Origin of the sequence: Streptomyces sp. NPDC059564, from assembly GCF_042735575.1 — a bacterium.
In the GTDB taxonomy this organism is placed as follows: Bacteria; Actinomycetota; Actinomycetes; order Streptomycetales; family Streptomycetaceae; genus Streptomyces.
The window spans coordinates 1-16,369 of record NZ_JBHWBP010000156.1 but is presented as its reverse complement, the minus strand read 5'-3'; the positions used below and the strand labels follow the sequence as shown (position 1 = coordinate 16,369).

At 71.1% G+C, this 16,369-nt stretch carries 14 protein-coding genes; all 14 read right to left on the bottom strand.

Features of this window, described 5'->3' with window-relative positions; translation table 11 throughout:
• Positions 1–40 precede the first annotated feature (40 nt).
• Positions 41–1,252 carry a DivIVA domain-containing protein gene (locus ACFV0Q_RS24230; protein WP_385008447.1) on the bottom strand — a complete coding sequence of 404 codons (1,212 nt, stop codon included), beginning with the start codon at positions 1,250–1,252 and terminating at the stop codon, positions 41–43.
• Between the two features lie 82 nt (positions 1,253–1,334).
• Positions 1,335–1,631: a YggT family protein gene (locus ACFV0Q_RS24225; RefSeq protein ID WP_030155988.1), complete on the bottom strand. Its 297-nt coding sequence runs from the start codon at positions 1,629–1,631 to the stop codon at positions 1,335–1,337.
• Positions 1,632–1,690: 59 nt separating this feature from the next.
• Complete coding sequence (locus ACFV0Q_RS24220; RefSeq protein WP_385008445.1) at positions 1,691–2,308, bottom strand: cell division protein SepF; 618 nt, start codon at positions 2,306–2,308, stop codon at positions 1,691–1,693.
• Positions 2,309–2,478: 170 nt separating this feature from the next.
• Entirely contained in the window at positions 2,479–3,198 is a 720-nt protein-coding gene (locus ACFV0Q_RS24215) for a YggS family pyridoxal phosphate-dependent enzyme (protein ID WP_385008443.1), read from the bottom strand.
• Positions 3,185–3,934, bottom strand: a complete 750-nt coding sequence (gene pgeF, locus ACFV0Q_RS24210) for a peptidoglycan editing factor PgeF (protein ID WP_385008441.1) — start codon at positions 3,932–3,934, stop codon at positions 3,185–3,187. The genes ACFV0Q_RS24215 and pgeF overlap by 14 nt, the downstream gene beginning before the upstream one ends.
• On the bottom strand, positions 3,931–5,130 hold the full coding sequence (gene ftsZ, locus ACFV0Q_RS24205; protein WP_385008439.1) for a cell division protein FtsZ: 1,200 nt from the start codon (positions 5,128–5,130) through the stop codon (positions 3,931–3,933). Before ftsZ ends, pgeF begins: the two co-directional genes overlap by 4 nt.
• Before the next feature lie 279 nt (positions 5,131–5,409).
• Positions 5,410–6,249: a cell division protein FtsQ/DivIB gene (locus ACFV0Q_RS24200; RefSeq protein WP_385008438.1), complete on the bottom strand. Its 840-nt coding sequence runs from the start codon at positions 6,247–6,249 to the stop codon at positions 5,410–5,412.
• Positions 6,250–6,266: 17 nt separating this feature from the next.
• Entirely contained in the window at positions 6,267–7,364 is a 1,098-nt protein-coding gene (murG, locus tag ACFV0Q_RS24195; protein WP_385008436.1) for an undecaprenyldiphospho-muramoylpentapeptide beta-N-acetylglucosaminyltransferase, read from the bottom strand.
• A gap of 6 nt (positions 7,365–7,370) precedes the next feature.
• Positions 7,371–8,732 carry a putative lipid II flippase FtsW gene (gene ftsW, locus ACFV0Q_RS24190; protein WP_385008434.1) on the bottom strand — a complete coding sequence of 454 codons (1,362 nt, stop codon included), beginning with the start codon at positions 8,730–8,732 and terminating at the stop codon, positions 7,371–7,373.
• 69 nt (positions 8,733–8,801) lie between these two features.
• Positions 8,802–10,250: a UDP-N-acetylmuramoyl-L-alanine--D-glutamate ligase gene (gene murD / locus ACFV0Q_RS24185; RefSeq protein ID WP_385008433.1), complete on the bottom strand. Its 1,449-nt coding sequence runs from the start codon at positions 10,248–10,250 to the stop codon at positions 8,802–8,804.
• Positions 10,232–11,302 (bottom strand): phospho-N-acetylmuramoyl-pentapeptide-transferase, encoded by a 1,071-nt coding sequence (gene mraY / locus ACFV0Q_RS24180; RefSeq protein WP_385008432.1) that lies wholly within the window; start codon positions 11,300–11,302, stop codon positions 10,232–10,234. Before mraY ends, murD begins: the two co-directional genes overlap by 19 nt.
• Positions 11,299–12,723 carry a UDP-N-acetylmuramoyl-tripeptide--D-alanyl-D-alanine ligase gene (gene murF / locus ACFV0Q_RS24175; RefSeq protein ID WP_385008430.1) on the bottom strand — a complete coding sequence of 475 codons (1,425 nt, stop codon included), beginning with the start codon at positions 12,721–12,723 and terminating at the stop codon, positions 11,299–11,301. Before murF ends, mraY begins: the two co-directional genes overlap by 4 nt.
• On the bottom strand, positions 12,720–14,414 hold the full coding sequence (locus tag ACFV0Q_RS24170) for a UDP-N-acetylmuramoyl-L-alanyl-D-glutamate--2,6-diaminopimelate ligase (RefSeq protein ID WP_385008428.1): 1,695 nt from the start codon (positions 14,412–14,414) through the stop codon (positions 12,720–12,722). The genes murF and ACFV0Q_RS24170 overlap by 4 nt, the downstream gene beginning before the upstream one ends.
• Before the next feature lie 37 nt (positions 14,415–14,451).
• Positions 14,452–16,369: peptidoglycan D,D-transpeptidase FtsI family protein (locus ACFV0Q_RS24165; protein ID WP_385008426.1), on the bottom strand; the 1,918-nt coding region annotated here is incomplete at its 5' end.

The following is a 16,369-nucleotide window of genomic DNA, read 5'->3' as shown; positions in this document are numbered from 1 at the left end:
GGCCCGGCCCGTGAAGCGACTGCCTACGCGGCGGCGGCGCCTAGTTGTCGTCCTCGTCGATCAGGAAGCCCCGCATGGGAGACGGCGCCTGCTGCATCGGCTGCGGCGCAGCCGGCCGCACCGGAGCCATCGGCTGCGTCATCGCCGGGGACATCTGCTGCTGACCGCCGTAGGACGGCCCGGCACCCATCGGGGAGGGCCCGCCCATGGGCGACGGACCACCCATGGAGTGCCCCATCGCACCGGCCGGAGCCATCGACGGGGACGGCGCCGGCGGCAGCGCCGGACCGGCCGGGTTCCGCGGCGGGGCGAGGGAGTCGTCGGCCTGGGTCTCCAGCTGGCGCAGCTGCGACTCCAGGTAGGACTTCAGACGCGTGCGGTACTCGCGCTCGAAGCCCCGCAGGTCCTCGACCTTGCGCTCCAGCGTGGCGCGGGCGGACTCCAGGGAGCCCATCGCGACGCGGTGCTTCTCCTGCGCGTCCCGCTCCAGCGCGTCGGCCTTGGCACGGGCGTCCCGCTCCAGGCCCTCGGCGCGGCTGCGCGCCTCGCCGACGATCTTGTTGGCTTCGGAGCGGGCCTCCGCGATCGCCTGGTCGGCGGTCTGCTGCGCGAGCGACAGGACGCGGGCGGCGCTGTCGCCACCGGGGCCCTGCTGCGGGAGCTGCGGCTGCTGCTGCATCTGCTGGCCCATCGGCTGCATCTGCTGGCCCATGGGCTGCATCTGCTGCCCCATCGGCTGCATCTGCTGGCCCATCGGCTGTCCGAGCGGGTTCTGTCCGCCCATGGACTGCTGCTGCATGGGCGGCTGGCCCATCTGCTGCTGCTGCTGAGCCATGGGGTGCTGGCCACCCATGGACTGCTGCTGCATGGGGCCGCCCATCGGGCCCGGACCCTGCGGTCCGTGTCCACCGGGGCCGGGCGGCAGCTGCGGCTGGCCGCCGGGAAGCTGCGGGGGGCCCATCTGCGGCTGCTGCTGCTGCGGCGGGCCGGATATGGCCGCGGGCACGGGGGCGCCCGGGCCACGCTGGTCCTGGGGCTCCGGCTTGCGCATGCCCTGCTGCTGCTGGTTCTGCGCGGCGGCACGCGTCGCGGCGGCCAGCTTGGCGCGCAGGTCCTCGTTCTCGCGCAGCAGGCGCGTCAGTTCGGACTCGACCTCGTCGAGGAAGGCATCGACCTCGTCCTCGTCATAGCCTTCTCGGAGGCGGACGGTCGTGAACTGCTTGTTCCGCACGTCCTCGGGGGTCAGCGGCATGTCTTCTTCACCTCTACGTAGTCGTCGGCAGTCGGCAAGACCGTATCGGGACTGTCCCCGCGCCCGCGGGGAAGCACATCGTTCACACGCTTCTCGCAGCGGTGCTCACGAAACTGATGAGGATGTAAACGATGATCATCAGAACGAAGAAGGACAGGTCGAGTGCCACGCCCCCGAGACGCAACGGCGGGATGAATCGCCGGAGAAGCTTGAGCGGTGGATCGGTGACAGTGTAGGTGGCCTCCAGAACGACCACCATCGCCTTGCCGGGTGTCCATGAACGTGCGAACTGGAACACGTAGTCCATGACCAGTCGGAAGATCAGCACGATGAGGAAGCACATCAGCGCGATGTAGACCACTTGCAGTGCGACGCCCATCCCGCGCTTCCCTCTCCCCGTTCTCGCTCTGTTCCCGGTCCCGTATCTGACGGATCGGTCTAGCTTTGGTTGAAGAACCCGCCCTCCGCGATGCGGGCCTTGTCCTCCGCCGTGACATCGACGTTAGCAGGCGACAGCAGGAACACCTTCTGTGTCACGCGTTCAATACTGCCGTGCAGACCGAAGACGAGGCCGGCGGCGAAGTCGACCAGACGCTTCGCGTCCGTGTCGTCCATCTCCGTGAGATTCATGATCACCGGAGTGCCCTCACGGAAGTGTTCCCCGATGGTACGGGCCTCGTTGTAGGTCCGGGGGTGCAGCGTCGTGATGCGGTACGGCTCCCGCTCGGAGACGACCTTGGGCATGATCACGGGGGCGTTCTTCTCCAGGTTGGTGCGGTCAGGTGTGATGGATGCCACGGGGGCAATTCGCGCGGGACGTCCGTTTTCTGACGGAATTGGGAGGGGCTCCCGCGGCGCCGGAGGCTGTACCACTCGTACCGGTTCGTCCGTTACAGGCGATTGGTGCACGGGCTGCTGTCGGCGATCCCGGTCCCGCGCGCGCTCCGGCTCCGGCTCGGGCTCGAACTCGTCATCGGGGTCGTACCCCGGGTTGTCGTACCGGTCGTCCTCCACGAGGCCGAGGTAGACCGCCATCTTGCGCATCGCGCCGGCCATTCTCCGAGTCCTCCGCTCTGTGGTGGATCGCCCTGTCGCAGGTGTCGCTGTGTCCGTCAGCAAAGTCGCTGTGTCACCAAAGTCACCAACTGCCCGCGATCCACGTGGTCTGTCCGCTCATCTGCGGAAATGACCATATTTTCTGCTGTGGTCCGACTTTCTTCGCGACGTTACCCGAGCCGGGGTCTCGCGCCGAGTACCGCAGTGCCGACGCGTACATGTGTCGCACCCGCCAGTACGGCCTGTTCCAGGTCGGCGCTCATTCCGGCCGACACCATCGTGGCAGCCGGATGGTCCGCGCGCAGGCCGGATGACAATTCCACCAGCCGCTCGAAGGCGGCCCGTTCGCGGCCCGCGTAGGGGCCGGCCAGCGGAGCCACCGTCATGAGGCCGTCGATCCGCAGTCCCGGGGCGGCGGCCACGAGGTCCGCCAACTCCGGCAGCAGGTCGGGGGCGGCGCCGCCGCGGGCCCCGCGCTCCCCCGATTCGGCGTCGAGCGCGATCTGCACCAGACAGCCGAGTTCCCGCCCCTGCGCCTCCGCGGCCGCCGACAGCGCCGTGACGAGCTTCGGCCGGTCGACCGACTGCACGACATGCGCGTAACCGGCCACCGAACGGACTTTGTTCGTCTGCAACTGGCCTACGAAGTGCCAGCTCAGCGGCAGATCCGCGCAGGCCTCGGCCTTGGGGGCGGCGTCCTGGTCACGGTTTTCCGCAACATGACGGACACCCAGGTCCGCCAGCAGTCGTACGTCGCTCGCCGGGTAGGTCTTGGTGACCACGATGAGGGTCACCTCCTCCCGCTTCCGGCCCGCCGCCGCGCAGGCGGACGCGATGCGTTCCTCCACCCGCGCGAGGTTCTCCGCGAGTTCCGACTTACGGTCTGTCATCTTTCCGTTCCAACCACACATATCCGGCGAGCCGCCCGGTCACCCGGTCGCGGCGGTACGAGAAGTGGTCCCGCGACTCCAGTGTGCAGACCGGCGAACGGTGCGCGTTCACCACCCCCGCCTCGGCCAGCTGCGCGTGCACCCCGGCGACCACGTCGACGGCCGGTGTCCCCCAGCTGGTCTCGGCCCACGCGGCCGGCACCACCTCGGCGACCGCCTCCCGCATCCCGGCGGGCACCTCGTAGCAGTGTCCGCAGACGGCCGGTCCGGTACGGGCGACCATGCGCGCGGGGTCCGCGCCCAGGGCCGTCATCGCCTCGACGGCGGCCGGCACCACCCCGGCGACCAGCCCGGGCCGCCCGGCGTGGGCGGCCCCGACGATCCCGGCGACGGGATCGGCCAGCAGTACGGGGGTGCAGTCGGCGGTGAGCACGGCGAGGGCGAGCCCCCGACGGGCGGTCACCACCGCGTCCACCGCCGGGACCGCGGCATCGGCGGGCCAGGGCCCGTCCACCACGGCCACGTCCCGCCCGTGCACCTGGTTCATCCAGACGACCAGGTCCGGGCCGATGCCCAGCTCCTTGGCCGCGGCGGCCCGGTTCGCGCGAACGGCGGCCGGGTCGTCTCCGACCGCGCCGCCGAGATTGAGCTCCTCGTACGGAACGGCGCTCACCCCGCCCCACCGGTCGGTGAAGGCGAAGTGGGCGCCGCTCTCGATGTGCTGCCCCAGTGTCACTTCAAGAAGTCCGGAACATCCAGCTCTTCGGCCGGGCTGTCCTGGTACGGACGGGCCGTCGGAACCTGCGGCGCGGGAGCCTGCTCGACCGGGATCTCCACCGGAGCCGGGGGCTCCTCGCGCGGGGTGACCGAGCCGAGTCCGCCGAAGGCCGGGCGGACCGGCTCCGGGGCGCGGACCGGCGCCGGGGCCGGCTCCTCGCGCTTGGTGGACGCGGCACCGATGACGTTGTCCCGGCGGGCCGGGGGCTGTCCGCCGTCGAAGCCGGCCGCGATCACGGTGACCCGTACCTCGTCGCCGAGCGCGTCGTCGATGACGGCACCGAAGATGATGTTCGCCTCGGGGTGCGCGGCCTCGCTGACCAGCTGCGCGGCCTCGTTGATCTCGAACAGGCCGAGGTCCGAGCCGCCGGAGATGGAGAGCAGGACGCCCCGGGCCCCGTCGATGGAGGCCTCCAGCAGCGGCGAGGAGATCGCCATCTCGGCGGCGGCCACCGCGCGGTCGTCGCCGCGGGCCGAGCCGATGCCCATCAGGGCCGAGCCGGCCTCGGACATCACGGACTTGACGTCCGCGAAGTCCAGGTTGATCAGACCCGGGGTGGTGATGAGATCGGTGATGCCCTGGACACCCGACAGCAGGACCTGGTCGGCCGACTTGAAGGCGTCCAGGACGCTGACCTGGCGGTCCGAGATGGACAGCAGGCGGTCGTTGGGGATGACGATGAGGGTGTCGACCTCTTCGCGGAGCTCGGCGATGCCGTCCTCCGCCTGGTTCGCGCGGCGCCGGCCCTCGAAGGTGAACGGCCGGGTGACCACACCGATCGTCAGGGCGCCCAGCGAGCGCGCGATGTTGGCGACGACGGGTGCGCCGCCGGTGCCGGTGCCGCCGCCCTCACCGGCGGTGACGAAGACCATGTCGGCCCCCTTGAGGACCTCCTCGATCTCCTCGCGGTGGTCCTCTGCCGCCTTGCGGCCGACGGCCGGGTTGGCTCCGGCGCCGAGGCCCCGGGTGAGTTCGCGGCCGACGTCGAGCTTGACGTCGGCGTCGCTCATCAACAGCGCCTGGGCGTCCGTGTTGATGGCGATGAACTCGACGCCCTTGAGACCGACCTCGATCATTCGGTTGATGGCATTGACACCACCGCCGCCGACACCGATGACCTTGATGACTGCGAGGTAGTTCTGCGGTGCTGCCACGTCGAAGGCCTCTCGCCTCGAGTTACGTGTCGCCGCCTCGCGGGCCTGCGGTGCGACGACTGATGCCGAAATTGGGACGGTCCGTACGCGCCGACCCGAACCCTCACCCTGAAGTTTAGGGTGAGGGGTGTGTCTGTTCCTCGGACTCTTCCGAACAGGACACTAAGTCGACAAGTAGCGCGGGTTCAACGAACACGCCGAACCTCCCGTTTTTCTTTTCACCCTATGTGATCACCCGTATCGGTGGCCAACCAGGGTGCGTCGCTGTTCGACCCGACGTCAACTCCCGGACACCGCAGGGGCGGTGGGGACGCTCACGTCGAAGTGGTCGGCCTTGGGCGCGGCTTTGAGCAGAGCGGTCAGCGCGCGCCCCTTCGCCTCGCCCAGTTCACCGCTCCCCCACACGACCGTCCGGCCCTTCGTCAGCTCCAGCAGGACCGAATCGTACGACCGGACCTTGACCTGCAAGGTCTCCTTGGCGACCGCCTCGGGAAGGCTTCCCGCGATGCCCACCGCCTCGCGCAGCAGCCGCTGCTCGTCGAAACGCCGGGCGCTCGGCGAGTGGTCCGCGGCCAATTCGAGGACGGGAACTCGCGCGGGCGCTTGTCGGACCGTGTCGAATCGCACACCCGACGCGTCCACTTCGACGAACTCCGCGTCCTTCTTGATGAGCAGGACGGGTTTGCGTTCCGTCACTTTCAGCCCGATTGCGTGCGGCCAGGAGCGCACCACGTCGACCGAATCGATGCGGGGCAGCCGGGCGCGCAGCCGGCTCGCGATCTCGTCGGTGTCGACGCCGACGAGGGGTGCGCCGATGGGCACGGCCGCGGCGGTGAGGACCTGCTCGGGGGTGAGCACCTCGGTGCCGGAGGCCGTGACCTTCTCGACGCGGAGCCAGGAGGAGCCGTAGAGCGCCCAGGTGCCGCCCGCGGCGAGGAGCACCGCGGCGGCGAGGGAGGCCAGGAGGAGGACCCGGCGCGGCCTTCCGCCGCCGGGTCCCCGCGGGCCGGTCCTCTTCGACGACTTGGGCGGCCGGGGCGGTTTGGCCGGGCCCGGGGCCCTGCCGCCCCGGCCCGGACGGTCCGAAGTTCCGCGCCGTTCCGTCGTCGCTCCGGCCACTCCTGTGCCTCCTGGGTCTAGCGGTTCCCGCGTGCGGCCGCGATCGCCTCGTAGACCAGGCCGACGAGCAGTTCGTCGGCGTCCCGGCGGCCGAACTCGGCGGCCGCGCGGGACATCTCGTACAGGCGGTGCGGATCGGACAGCACCGGCAGGACCTGGCCGAGCACCCACTCGGGCGTCAGCTCCGCGTCGTCGACGAGCAGGCCGCCGCCGGCCTTGACCACCGGCTGGGCGTTGAGCCGCTGTTCGCCGTTGCCGATCGGCAGCGGGACGTACGCGGCCGGCAGCCCGACGGCGGAGAGTTCGGCGACGGTCATCGCGCCCGCCCGGCACAGCATCATGTCGGCGGCGGCGTACGCGAGGTCCATCCGGTCCACGTACGGTACCGGGACGTACGGCGGCATCCCGGGCATGTTGTCGACACGCGGCAGTTCGTTCTTCGGGCCGACGGCGTGCAGGATCTGGATCCCGGAGCGCTGGAGGACCGGAGCGACCTGCTGGATGACCTCGTTGAGGCGGCGGGCGCCCTGGGAGCCGCCGGAGACCAGCAGGGTCGGCAGGTTGGGGTCCAGGCCGAAGGCGGCGCGGGCCTCGGGGCGTACGGCGGCCCGGTCCAGGGTGGAGATCGACCGGCGCAGCGGGATGCCCACGTAGCGGGCTCCGCGCAGCTTGCTGTCCGGGGTGGACACCGCGACGGCGTGCGCGTACCGGGAGCCGATCTTGTTGGCCAGTCCGGGCCGGGCGTTGGCCTCGTGGACGATGATCGGCACCCCGAGCCGCTTGGCGGCGAGGTAGCCGGGCAGCGCCACGTAGCCGCCGAAGCCGACGACGCAGTCGGCCTTGGTCCGCGTGAGGATCTCCTCGGCGGCCTTGATCGTGCCGCGCAGCCGTCCGGGGACGGTGATCAGCTCGGGCGTGGGCTTGCGGGGCAGCGGTACGGCGGGGATCAGACCCAGCTCGTAACCGCGCTCCGGGACCAGCCGTGTTTCCAGTCCGCGTTCGGTACCGAGGGCGGTGATGCCCACGGTCGGGTCCTGCCTGCGCAGGGCGTCCGCGAGGGCGAGCGCCGGCTCGATGTGGCCGGCGGTCCCCCCACCGGCGAGTACGACATGCACCGAAATTCACCGCTCTCCGGACGGACGCCTCTTGACGCGCCGTCTCATCGACTTCCATATCGGCCCGCTCCGCTTCCAGCCGGCCTTCGGCTGACGCATCGCGAGCGCCGCTCGCGCCGCCGGCTCCTCACGCGCGAAGGCGATGAGCAGTCCGACCGCGAACATGGTCGGCAGCAGGGCCGACCCTCCGTAGGAGAACAGCGGGAGGGGGACCCCGGCGATCGGCAGCAGACCGAGCACCGCACCGATGTTGATCACGGCCTGCGCCGTGATCCAGGTGGTCACGCCTCCCGCGGCATACCGTACGAAGGAGTCCTCCGTGCGTCCGGCCACGCGGATACCCGCATAGCCTAGAGCCGCGAACAGGGCGAGTACCGACAGCGTCCCCGCCAGTCCCAGTTCCTCACCGGTGATGGCAAAGATGAAGTCGGTGTGGGCTTCGGGGAGTTGCCCCCATTTTTCCACACTCGCACCCAGACCGGAACCGAACCATCCCCCGGATGCGAGAGCATAGATTCCGTGGACGGCCTGCCAGCAAAGGTCGTTCTTGCCCGGGTCTGTCGCCCCCAGGCACGCGAGCCGGTCCATGCGGTGCGGGCTGGTCTTGATCAGCAGTGCGACGATCACACCCGCGAACATCAGCACGCCCGCGAACAGCCGCGTCGGCGCCCCGGCGAGCCAGAGCAGCCCGAACAGGACGGCGCCGAGGATCATCGCGGTGCCCATGTCCCCGCCGAGCATGATCAGCCCGAGCAGCAGGAAGGCCACCGGCACCAGCGGCACCAACAGGTGCTTCCACTGGCTCAGCAGCCCCTTGTCGCCCTTGCGGGCCAGCAGGTCGGCGCCCCACAGGATCAGGGCCAGTTTGCCGAACTCACTGGGCTGGAGCATGAACGGACCGCCAAGGGAGATCCAATTCTGGTTGCCGTTGATCGAGACCCCTATCCCGGGGACCTGGACCAGGACCATCAGGAACAGGGTGCCGGCGAGCACCGGATAGGACAGGGCCCGGTGCAGTTTGACCGGCATCCGGGAGGCGGCGAAGAGCAGGACGGCGCCGATCAGGGCGGCCAGGAACTGCTTCTTGAAGAAGTACGCGTCCCCCAGGCCGAGCTGGAGGGCCTTGATCATGGACGCCGAGTAGACCATCACCAGGCCGAGCCCGGTGAGGAGCAGCGAGCTGCCGAAAATCAGGTAATACGCGGTGAGCGGCCGGTCCCAGGCCTTGCTCAACTGCCGCTGCGTACGCCGCAGCCGCTCCAGCGGCCCGCGCCGGGCGGGCCGCCCCGCGGAGGCGGCGGGGCGTTTGCGGCCCTGCGCCTTCACGGCGGACGGCCGCCGCCCCGGCAGCATTTGCTTGGCCGGCATCTGTGATCTTCCCCTCCACTCGTACGAGGCGAGCAGCCGGGTCGGGCAGGAGTCCTGCCCCGGATCGACCTAGGCGCTCTCGGCGGCCAGTTCGCGCACGGCGTCGGCGAACGCGTCCCCACGCTTGTTGTAGTTCGCGAACATGTCCATCGAGGCACACGCGGGCGCCAGCAGGACCGTGTCGCCGGGCTCCGCGAGCCGGGCCGCCTCCCGGACCGCTGCGAGCATCGCCCCAGTGTCGGTCCGTTCGAGGTCGACGACCGGGACCTCGGGGGCGTGTCGCGCCAGCGCCTCGGCGATCAGCGCCCGGTCGGCGCCGATCAGCACCACGGCGCGGAGCCGGTCGGCGGACTTGCGGACGAGTTCGTCGAAGGTCGCGCCCTTGGCGAGGCCCCCGGCGATCCAGACGACCGGTTCGAAGGCGGCGAGGGAGGCCTCCGCGGCGTGCGTGTTGGTGGCCTTGGAGTCGTCGATGTACGTGACCCCGCCGACCTCGTCCACGTACGCGACGCGGTGCGCGTCGGGGCGGAAGTCGCGCAGGCCGTCGCGGACGGCGCGCGGCTCGACGCCGAAGGCGCGGGCCAGGGCGGCCGCGGCGAGGGCGTTGGCGATGTTGTGCGGGGCCGGCGGGTTGACGTCCTTGACCTCGGCGAGCTCCTGGGCGTTCTTCTGCCGGTTCTCGACGAAGGCGCGGTCCACGAGGATCCCGTCGACCACGCCGAGCATGGAGGGGCCGGGGGCGCCGAGGGTGAAGCCGATGGCCCGGCAGCCCTCCTCGACGTCCGCCTCGACGACCAGGGCCTCGGTGGCGGGGTCGGCGGCGTTGTAGACGCAGGCGACCGTGTTGCCCTCGTAGATGCGGCCCTTGTCGGCGGCGTAGGCGTCCATCGTGCCGTGCCAGTCGAGGTGGTCCGGGGCCAGGTTGAGGACGGCCGCGGAGTGGGCGCGTACCGAGGGCGCCCAGTGCAGCTGGTAGCTGGAGAGCTCGACGGCGAGGACGTCGTAGGTCTCCTCGCCGGTCACCACGTCGATGATCGGGGTGCCGATGTTGCCGACGGCCGCGGTCCTGAGACCGGCCGCCCGCAGGATCGACGCGAGCATCTGGGTGGTGGTGGTCTTGCCGTTGGTGCCGGTGATGGCGAGCCAGGGCGCGGCGTTCTCGCCGCGCAGCAGCCAGGCGATCTCGACGTCGCCCACGACGTCGACGCCGGCCTTGGCGGCGGCTTCGAACAGGGGGCTGTCGGGCTTCCAGCCGGGCGAGGTGACCACGAGGTCGGTGCCCTCGGGCAGGACGTCGCCCGCCCGCTCACCGCCGTCCAGCAGGCCGAGGCGGACCGTGATGCCCCGCTCGGCCAGTTCGGCGGCCCGCGCCCGCAGCGCGTCGCCGTCCCCGTTGTCGACGACGGTCACCCGCGCGCCGAGGCCGGCCAGGGCGCGGGCGGCACTGATGCCGCTCACGCCGAGGCCGGCGACGGTGATGTTCCTGTCCTGCCAGGAGGTCACTTGTCTGCTGCCCATCCCGCGTAGAAGAGACCGAGACCGACGATCACGCACATGCCCTGGATGATCCAGAAGCGGACCACGACAAGGACTTCGGACCACCCCTTGAGTTCGAAGTGGTGCTGGAGGGGGGCCATCCGGAAGACGCGCTTGCCGGTCAGCTTGAAGGAGCCGACCTGGATGACGACCGACATCGTGATGAGCACGAAGAGGCCGCCGAGCAGGGCCATCAGGAACTCCGTGCGGGAGCAGATGGCGAGGCCCGCGAGCGCGCCGCCGAGCGCGAGCGAACCGGTGTCACCCATGAAGATCTTGGCGGGCGAGGTGTTCCACCACAGGAAGCCGAAGCAGGCTCCCATCAGGGCGGAGGCGACGACCGCGAGGTCCAGCGGGTCGCGCACCTCGAAACAGGCGTTCGGGTTGGTCAGGGTCTGCGCGTTGACGCAGGACTCCTGGAACTGCCAGACGCCGATGAAGGTGTAGGCGCCGAAGACCATCACGGCGGCGCCGGTGGCCAGGCCGTCCAGACCGTCCGTCAGGTTCACGCCGTTGGACATGGCCAGGATCATGAACAGCGCCCAGACCACGAACAGCACGGGGCCGATCGCCCAGCCGAAGTCCGTGACGAACGACAGCTTCGTGGAGGCCGGGGTGAGTCCGCGCGAGTCCGAGAACTGCAGCGCGAGCACCGCGAAGGCGATGCCGACGATCAGCTGGCCGGCCATCTTGGCCTTGGCCCGCAGACCGAGCGAACGCCGCTTGACGATCTTGATGTAGTCGTCGAGGTAGCCGACCACGCCCATGCCCGCCATCAGGAACAGGACGAGCAGGCCGGACATGCTCGGCGATTCGCCCGTGATGGCCTTCGTCGCGGCGTACGCGATGATCGTCGCCAGGATGAAGGAGATGCCGCCCATGGTGGGCGTGCCCTTCTTCCCCGCGTGACCGCGCGGGCCGTCGTCACGGATGAACTGGCCGTAGCCCTTGCGGGCCAGCAGCTTGATCAGGAGTGGGGTGCCGATGACGGTGAGGAACATACCGATGACACCCGCGAACAGGATCTGCCTCATCGGCCGGCGACCTCGCCCTCGCTGTCGAGCAGCGCCTGCGCGACCCGTTCCAGGCCGATCGACCTGGAAGCCTTCACCAGCACGACGTCCCCCGGGCGCAGTTCACTGCGCAACAGGTCGACCGCCGCCTGCGCGTCGGACACGAGCACCGACTCCTCACCCCACGAACCCTCGTTATATGCGCCCAGTTGCAGCCAGGACGCTTCCCTGCCCCCGACTGCTACGAGCTTGCTCACGTTGAGCCGGACGGCAAGCCGTCCCACCGCGTCGTGCTCGGCGAGCGCCGCGTCACCGAGTTCGGCCATGGGGCCGAGCACCGCCCACGTACGTCCCCCGTTGGCCCTCGCGGAGCCGCCCATCGCGGCGAGTGCGCGCAGAGCGGCCCGCATGGACTCGGGATTCGCGTTGTAGGCGTCGTTGACGATCGTCACTCCGTCCGCGCGCTCGGTGACCTCCATCCGCCACCGGGACAGCGTGCCCGCCCCGGAGAGCGCCGTGGCGATCTCTTCGACGGACATGCCCAGGACATGGGCGACGGCGGCCGCGGCGAGCGCGTTCGACACGTGGTGCTCACCGTACAGCCGCAAGGTCACATCGCTGCACCCGGTCGGGGTGTGGAGTGTGAAGGCGGGCTGTCCCGCAGGTGTCATCCGCACTTCGGTGGCCCGGATCTCGGCGTCCTCGGCCTCCCCGAAGAGGACCGTACGGGCCTTCGTGCGGGTGGCCATCGCGCGGACCAGGGGGTCGTCGGCGTTGAGGACGGCGACCCCGCCCTCGGCCTGCGCGGGAAGGGCCTCGACCAGCTCCCCCTTGGCCTGGGCGATGGCCTCGCGGCCGCCGAACTCGCCGATGTGGGCGGTGCCGACGTTCAGGACGAGTCCGATGCGCGGCGGGGTCAGGCCGGTCAGGTAGGCGATGTGGCCGATGCCGCGGGCGCCCATCTCCAGGACCAGGTGCCGGGTTTCCGCGGTGGCCTTCAGGGCCGTGAGCGGCAGGCCGATCTCGTTGTTGAGGGAACCGGGGGTCCACACGGTGGGCGCGTGGTGCTGGAGCACCTGGGCGATGAGGTCCTTGGTGGACGTCTTGCCGGCCGAACCGGTCAGCGCCACCACGTCGGTGCCGAGGCGTTCGACGACGCTGCGGGCGAGGGCGCCGAGCGCCTTCTCCACGTCGGGGACCACGATCGCCGGAACGCCGACGGGGCGGGCGGCGAGGACGGCCGCGGCACCGGCCGCGACCGCGCGCTCGGCGTAGTCGTGGCCGTCGACGTGCTCGCCCTCGAAGGCGGCGAAGAGGCTGCCGGGCTCCACCTGACGGGAGTCGATGACGACGGGGCCGCCGATCCGCACGGAGGGGTCCGGTATGTCGTGGGGCCGCCCGCCGGTGATGTCGGCGATCTCGGCGAGGGAAAGGGCGATCACTGGTTCACCTCGGCCTGTCGGGCGCTGCGCTGCTGGGTCTCGATGGCCGCGCGGAGCACGGCGCGGTCGTCGAAGGGGCGTACGACGCCCGCGGTGTCCTGGCCCTGCTCGTGGCCCTTGCCCGCGACGAGGACGGTGTCCCCGGCCCCGGCGCGCGCGACGGCGGCGGCGATGGCCGCGGCCCGGTCGGCGTCGACGAGGACGGCGGCGCGCTCGGCGGGCGGCACGGACACGGCGCCCTCGAACATCGCGGCGAGGATCGCCAGGGGGTCCTCGGAGCGGGGGTTGTCGGAGGTCAGGACGGCGGTGTCGGCGTACCGGGCCGCCGCGGCGCCCATCGGGGCGCGCTTGGTGGTGTCGCGGTCGCCGCCGCAGCCGAGGACGATGTGCAGCTTGCCGGTGGTGACCTCGCGCAGCGCGCGCAGCACCGACTCGACGGCGTCCGTCTTGTGCGCGTAGTCGACGACGGCCAGGTACGGCTGGCCCGCGTCGACCCGCTCCAGGCGGCCGGGGACGCCGGGGACGCCGGCGACGCCGTCGGCGGCGGTCTGCGGGTCGATGCCGGCGGCGGCGAGCGTGACGATCGCGGCGACGGTGTTGGCGACGTTGAACGGGCCGGGCAGCGGGGCGGTGGCCCGTACGCGCTGTCCTTCGGGCCCGACCAGGGTCAGGGTGGAGTCCATGTGGCCGCTGACCACGTCCTCGGCGCGCCAGTCGGCGGCCGGGTCGCCCGCGGCGGAGAAGGTGACGACCGGGATCGGCGCCTCCTTGGCGAGGCGGCGGCCGTACTCGTCGTCGACGTTGACCACGCCGATCCGGGCCCGGCGCTCGGTGAAGAGCTGCGCCTTGGCCTGGAAGTAGTCCTCCATGCCGGTGTGGAACTCCATGTGTTCCGGGCTCAGGTTGTTGAAGACCGCCACGTCGAAGACGCAGCCGTCGACCCGGCCCAGCACCAGGGCGTGGCTGGAGACCTCCATGGCCACGGCCTCGACGCCGCGTTCGCGCATGACGGCGAACAGGGCCTGGAGGTCGGTGGCCTCGGGGGTGGTGCGCTCGGACTTGATGCGCTCGTCGCCGATGCGCATCTCGACGGTGCCGACCAGGCCGGTGGTGCGGCCGGCCGCGCGCAGTCCGCCCTCGACGAGGTAGGCGGTGGTGGTCTTGCCGGAGGTTCCGGTGATGCCCAGCTGGAGCAGTGCTTCACCGGGACGGCCGTAGATCTCGGCGGCGAGCTCGCCCATCCGGGCGCGCGGGTCGGCGACGGTGAGGACGGGGAGTCCGGTCGCGGCGGCCCGTTCGGCGCCGTCGGGGTCCGTCAGCACGGCCGCGGCGCCGAGGGCGGCCGCCTGCGCGGCGAAGTCCGCGCCGTGCAGCCGGGCACCGGGGAGGGCGGCGTACAGGTCGCCGGGGCGCACGGCACGGGAGTCGTGCGTGATGCCGGTGACCGGTGCGGCGCTTGGCTCAGGGAGTCCCAGCAGGGTGGCCAGCGCGCCCAGGGGGGTCGGGCGGGCGGACACGGGCCGGGGCGCTCCCGGCGGCGCTGCCGGGGCGTCTTTCTGGGCGGTTCTGGGCTGATCAGCGTGGGACACGGCGGTGAGCGTACCGGGCGCGGCGGGCGCCTCGCGAAGCGAGGGCCCGCCCTGGGCGTCGGCGGCCGACTGGTTCCCGGGTTTCGGGGTGATCGTTGTCACTGATGGTGCCTCACGCGTTTCTGGCCGGGCGGCCGGTTCACTGCCCGGGCTGCGGACCGGTTTGCGGGCTGGTCTGGGCGGGGTTCGGGGCGGGCTGCTGCGGGCCGGGGTCGAAGGTCACGGGGAGTCCGGCGGGGGCCGTCCCGGTGGGCGCGACCTGGAGGGTCTTGAGCGCGAACTCCATGACGGTCTTGTAGATCGGGCCGCAGATCTGGCCGCCGAAGTAGCTGCCCTTGGTGGGGTTCTGGATGGCGCAGTAGACGGTGATCCGCGGGTTGTCGGCCGGGGCGAAGCCGGCGAAGGAGGCGGTGTAGCCCTTGTACCGGCCGGTGGCCGGATCCACCCGGTTGGAGGTGCCGGTCTTGCCGCCGACCCGGTAGCCGGGGATGCGGGCCTTGGTGCCGGTGCCTTCCTGGTCGTCGACCACGGATTCGAGCATCCCCGCGAGGGTCTTGGCCGTCTCCGCGCTGATCACGCGGGCCTGCTCGGGCGCCGGGGCGGGGGTGAAGCGGCCGTCGGGGCCCTTCGTGCCGCGTACCAGGGTGGGCGTGATCCGGACCCCGCCGTTGGCGATGGTGGAGTAGACGGAGGCCGCCTGCATGGCGTTGAGGGAGAGGCCCTGGCCGAAGGGGATCGTGTACTGCTGGGAGGTGGACCAGGCCTCCGGCTTGGCGAGGATGCCGCGCGATTCGCCGGGGTAGTTCAGGCCGGAGGGCCGTCCGATGCCGAACTTGTCCAGGTAGGAGTACAGGACCTTGTTGGCCTCGGGCTGGGTGGCGCCGAGCTGGCCGGTGGCCAGGATGGTGCCGATGTTGGAGGACTTGGCGAGGACCCCGTTGAGGGTCAGGTACCAGGTCGGGTGGTCGATGTCGTCCTTGAAGAGCCGGTCGCCGCGGTGCAGCCGGTTGGGGACCTCGACGTGGGTGTCGGGGGTGGCCTTCTTCTCCTCCAGCACGGCGGCCATCGACATCACCTTGGCGGTGGAGCCGGGCTCGTACACGTCCTGGAGCGCGGCGTTGCCCATGGCGGCGGAGCTGGCGCGGCTCAGGTCGTTGGGGTCGAAGCCGGGGGCGTTGGCCATGGCGAGGACCTCGCCGGTGCGGGTGTCCTGGACGATGACGTAGCCGCGGTCGGCGCCGGACTTCTCGACCTGCTCGGCGATGGCGGACTGCGCGGCCCACTGGATGTCGCGGTCGATGGTCAGTTCGATGTCGTCGCCGGGTACGGCGGGCTTCTCGCTGGATCCCGCGGTGGGGACGCGGCGGCCGCCGGACTGGGCGTAGGTGAGCTGCCCGTCCTTGCCGGCGAGCTTCTTGTCGAGGGAGGACTCCAGGCCGCCGCCGCCCTTGCCTTCGGCGTTGACGTAACCCAGTATCCCGGCGGCGAGGTCGCCGTTCGGGTACACGCGCTTGCTGCTGACCTCGTTGAAGACGCCGGCGATGACGTTGGCGCCGGGGCCGTTGCTCTTCTTGTCGGCGGCGGCCTTGTCGGCGAAGAGCTTCTTGAGGTCCTTGATCTGGTTCCAGACCTGGGGGGTCTGGCGGCGGGCCAGGATCACGTAGCGGGTGTTCCTGGTCTTCAGGCGGGCGGTGAGCCCCTTGGCGTCCTTGCCGAGGATCGGCGCGAGGAGGGCGGCGGCCTGCTCGGGGGCGTCGGGGGCCTTGCTCTCCTGCGGGGTGAACATCTTGGGGTCGGCGGTGATGTCGTACGCGTCGACGCTGGTGGCCAGGGCCACGCCCTTGCGGTCGGTGATCTCCCCGCGCTCGGCGGCCAGGGTGTAGCTGGTGAAGCGGTTCTCGGTGGCCTTGGCGGAGTACGCGGAGGCGTCGACGGCCTGCACCTGGAGGAGCCGGACGACGAAGGCGAGCATGACCAGGGTCAGGCCCACGCTGACGAGGCGCAGCCGGGGCCTGGGGCTGCCGAGGCGGATGATGTGCGGCGCGCGGGGGGCGGCG